Genomic DNA, 3,512 nt, shown 5'->3' on the forward strand with positions numbered 1-3,512 from the left:
ATTGTTTTGCTGTGGCTTCGCTAAGACCTTTGTGTTCAGCCCTTTACAGGGCTTCACCCAAAGGTCTCCCCTAGTAAAAATTTTCTGGATCTACCCTAAAAATCAGGTAATTAGAAAATTTTCACTAAGGGCGATTTGTGTGATTGCAAAGTTTTGGACTTCACCACAAAGTTCTAGACTATTGAGCTTAACAACCGTTTCCAGTCGTTGGCACCCTCTTACACCCTCTAGATACAGTTCATAGCCTTTTACTTGCGACAGCTAACCCCATTTTAAACAACCATTTGGCTGTTATGGCTGGGCTTTCTCATAGCCTACCAATCAATCACTGTTCACCAAAAAAACCTTAGAACTCGCCTCCCAGGTCGGCAATTCGTAAGCACCCTTCTATTGCCAACAACCAACCGAAACCGGACCCTCTTGATTCCACAGTTTCAGGCACGACACAATATGCGCATTTGGTTGCTTAAGGATTTGAAAAACTAGGGATTTTTGAAGAGACTTGTAACAAGAGAGGTTTGACAATTGCGATTTTATAAGTTAGATTTTCACTTACATATCGTAATCCAGTGCCTGATATCACTTGATTACAAGACTTTCAGAAGTCCCCACTTCTTTAAGTCCCTCAAAACCAGCTTAGGCTGGTTTTGTTGTATCTGGACTCAGTTATAATCTATCTTTCTGTTATGTCAACACTTCTTCAAAAAATTTGATTGCTCAAAAATCAAAATTCTCACTCAATGAGACTCGTTGTGTCATTTTTAACAGCAAAAATGACACTTCAAATGCCAATAACTGACAGTTAATTGATCAAAAAACCACCAACGAAAAGTTACCGGGGTCCCGTTCCGGGCACTACTCGCGCGCGTGCCGCCTGCTAACACATATATTGATTAGTTAATTACACCGACCACACAACGAACCACACCGATCTGTGGTTCTGCTAATACACATATGCAACCAGCCGGCACAGATCTCTGCTGGCAAGACGCGCGCGCGAGGCTAACACACATATGAGGGATCAGCATTGCTGACCCCTGGTAACTCTCTAAAATCGTTTTAAGGCTCGTTTACGAGTAGGAGTAGGGTTTACCCCTCCTGGGTTGGTTTTCTTCTCAAATCGCTTTGTATTGCTTTTAATCGCGTTTGAGTGCTCAACACCTGCGATTTTTGGACCACCTTTGCCAGATCTTGCATAGCCGTAATTTTCCAGAGATCTAGTTACTCTGTGACCCAAAAATGCAGCTATTGTTTCTTCTGTAAAACCCTCTTTTTTTAATTCGCTCGCTGCTCTGTGTCTTAATGTATAAAGTGAAAAACCTTTATGGTTGATATACAAATATTGTCTCAATGAATCATACTCTTGCTTTGAGCATTTATATTCTAATTTATTATTTTGCTTTATTTTGGACATAATCAATTTGAACTGCTCATTTTCAGCAAATTCATTTATATTGAATTTCAATATTCTTTTTTCCTGCCCTCGATCTTCGCCCACTTTCGCCCCGCTAATACATATATTTAATAGTGGTGGGCTTAGTTCCAGCCCAATTCCTTTTTGGATCTCAGCCGGACGGCAACCGGTCAAACTTGAAATTGCTAAAATCATTGAATACTTATCAAAAAGCTCTGGCTTTTGCTTCAAATCTTCAAAAATTGCTTTGATACTTGAAACACTATTCATAGTCTTTTTTTTGCTTTTAGATTCTATTTTTCTGTAAGAAATATCATTCCAAGTTACGCGATTTTCGCTCAAAAAATCTCGCTCAAAAAAGAAAAACAACTTATATGCTTCAATGGTTTTTTCTTTCATTAAATCAAAATTCTTTTGTTTTCTTGCTCGATCTGCTTCGTTTCTTAGCTCTTGTATTTTTTCAGCTATACAAAATCTAAAAGCAGTTCTTGTTTTATCAAAACTGTTTCTTGTGTTGCATTCTAACAAGTGTTGAATAATATCTTCTGCATTCACAGACAATTTATAATTAAACAATTTTCTATATTGTTCTGCTGTTTCTTTTTTTACTTTTAAATTAATTTCTTTCAATCTATCTTGCATCTCAATATTTAAAATTGAGCCCACTTGCATATTTTTTTCTTCTGCTATCTTAATGCAATCTTCAAATCTTTTTTTAATTTCTCTGCTGTCTTTAACAGTCATTTTCTTTATTTTAAATTCCATAGTCACCTCATTTTTTTTTATAGTTTTTTTTGTTTTAATTTTACTCCGCAGGTTTGCCTTTTTTCTTCATTCCAAATTAAAAATTTTCAAATTTCGCTTCGCTCAAAATGAAATATTTTTAAAATGTCATTACGAAAAAAAGCAAAGGGGTTTTGTGCTCTTCGCACACTTTTCCTTTCAAAATTTCGCTGACGCTCATTTTTCAAGTAAAAGACAACCCCCCATTATTGTTATAACAAAAATAACAATAATGGCAAGTCAAAAGAAAAAATAGATCGCAGATTTTACTAGATTTTTCATCAACTTACACACAGATCAATCGCTCAAAAAACAAAATTAAAATTTTATTTTTTTCACGATTCGCCGCAAAAAAATTATAGTCTTCTTTTTTTACTTGGCTGTATTTTTTGTTCTTCTTCAACTTGTTCAATCATTATTTTAGATATTTCTTTTTCTTCTTTTTTTATTCTTTCTTCTTCAAATAAAAAATCTAATGTCTCATAATTATCCGGAAAAGCAAAAACTTTAAATCTCGAAAATTCTTCATTTGCACAACCATAACATTTTAAATATGCAGTTTTGAAATTGTCATTCCTAAATAATTTGTCTTTAATATGTGACATAGAAACAAGTTCGGAATAAGAGTTTTCTAAACTCATTTTGTTTGAAGCATTTCTGCTTTCACTTAATTTCCTCAACTCTTTTTTTTCGTCTAAAATCATGTTTGAAAAATTATTTAGAATGTATCTGTTATCTACATTTCTTTCTAAAATCTCAGTACATATATGAGAAAAAAAATGAAAAGTCGTTTTTTCTATATTGTAATACTTCACTAAATCAATAACTATTTTCGAAACAATTTCTCTTTTAATTCTTTTTTTTAATGCTGTTAAATGTGCTTTTCTTCTGGAGTCTTGAGATTTTCTTTCTTTCTCACTCATATCGCTTTTTAATTTGAAATCACAATATATTTTTAATATTTCATATCTCAAATCAGCAAGATCAAATATGTTTTTATTACTGGCGTATTCTTTAAATCGCTCTCTCAATTCACTATTTTTTTTTGATATTGTCATATATTAAGCCCTCTTTATTTTGCTAATACATATATGCTTAATATATTATTTTAATATTGTCAAATTTAATAATTTAACTTCTCCCTCTGCTCAAACTCTGCATTTATATAATTAATATAAAAGATAAGGCTTTGTTGTTCATAATATTCAGTAGAGCAGATTGTATTAAATCGGTGTTCAAACTCTCTAAACTCACTATTACACTTAAAAATAAATTTTTCTAATTCTTCTCGTGTATGTTTATTATAAATTTCACG

The 3,512-nt window shown here is 32.8% G+C and carries 3 protein-coding genes; all 3 read right to left on the bottom strand.

Annotated elements, in window-relative coordinates; genetic code table 11:
* Positions 1-1,048 precede the first annotated feature (1,048 nt).
* Positions 1,049-2,179 (bottom strand): hypothetical protein, encoded by a 1,131-nt coding sequence (locus tag ACOTX1_RS23605; RefSeq protein WP_154941701.1) that lies wholly within the window; start codon positions 2,177-2,179, stop codon positions 1,049-1,051.
* A 374-nt stretch (positions 2,180-2,553) separates the two neighbouring features.
* Positions 2,554-3,255 carry a hypothetical protein gene (locus tag ACOTX1_RS23610; RefSeq protein WP_139497357.1) on the bottom strand — a complete coding sequence of 234 codons (702 nt, stop codon included), beginning with the start codon at positions 3,253-3,255 and terminating at the stop codon, positions 2,554-2,556.
* A 65-nt stretch (positions 3,256-3,320) separates the two neighbouring features.
* Positions 3,321-3,512 (bottom strand): hypothetical protein (locus ACOTX1_RS23615; protein WP_421766884.1); only part of this gene is annotated, 192 nt, incomplete at its 5' end.

This window comes from Enterobacter cloacae complex sp. IR5401 (genome assembly GCF_049238425.1).
GTDB classification, from domain to species: Bacteria; Pseudomonadota; Gammaproteobacteria; order Enterobacterales; family Enterobacteriaceae; genus Enterobacter; species Enterobacter hormaechei_C.

Bases quoted from the DNA above. Each gene is read 5' to 3' on its own strand.
- ACOTX1_RS23605 (WP_154941701.1), bottom strand. From the start codon at position 2,179: ATGGAATTTAAAATAAAGAAAATGACTGTTAAAGACAGCAGAGAAATT.
- ACOTX1_RS23610 (WP_139497357.1), bottom strand. From the start codon at position 3,255: ATGACAATATCAAAAAAAAATAGTGAATTGAGAGAGCGATTTAAAGAA.